The organism is Winogradskyella psychrotolerans RS-3, from assembly GCF_000427335.1.
GTDB classification, from domain to species: Bacteria; Bacteroidota; Bacteroidia; order Flavobacteriales; family Flavobacteriaceae; genus Winogradskyella; species Winogradskyella psychrotolerans.
In genome coordinates this window covers 1-672 of sequence record NZ_ATMR01000148.1, presented here as the reverse complement: position 1 = coordinate 672, position 672 = coordinate 1, and the positions used below count along the sequence as shown (strand labels likewise).

Annotated in this window: 1 protein-coding gene; it reads right to left on the bottom strand. The window is 43.6% G+C overall.

Annotation, left to right across the window (positions count from 1 at the left end):
* The coding region (locus tag ADIWIN_RS15100; protein ID WP_040757570.1) for a sialidase family protein at positions 1 to 672 on the bottom strand (672 nt) is incomplete at both ends.

Below are 672 nucleotides of genomic sequence, written 5' to 3'. Positions count from 1 at the left end.
CCCAAAAAGTACCCCAATTGGTCCGCATCAATAGCCATAATTTTCCGAATTCAAGGGCTTCCAGGGTAGCTTCTGTTACACCGCTATGGTGACCAATACCACCAAGATCAATAATATTAGACCTTTCCCAGGTTTTACCTTCATTGCCCGACTTATAAGTCAATACCGTATGGTGGCCCGGGTGGTGTCTCATCATCATGGAGGTGAAGACTATATTCCCATTTTCGGTTTCTATCATGTCACGAACCGCACCGGTCCACTCATTATGGAGCTTTTGCACATCTTGCCAGGTTTTACCCCCGTCTAAACTTCTCACCGTATAGGTCGGTAGTCTGGCTCCCGGCGAATCCGAAATTTCTTCTTGCCAATTCCAATTTGCCCTTTCCTGCAAATTCATAAAAGCCAGGATGATCACCCCATTGCTGGTCTTTAGTATTGCCCGTTCATTTGAAATCAAGAAATTTTCAGGATCTTCAAATACAGGATAGCTTTGCCAGGTTTTACCATTGTCATTGCTAATGGTGCAATCTGTTCCCTCCACTGTCAGAATGTCCCCATTGTCTAATTTGACAAAAGGCCCCATTTTAAGGCCTTTTATTTCTTCTACATCATGATGTACCAAAGCTCCTGTGGAGATCGCTTTACCATTGTCAGCATTTAAAAGAACATGCT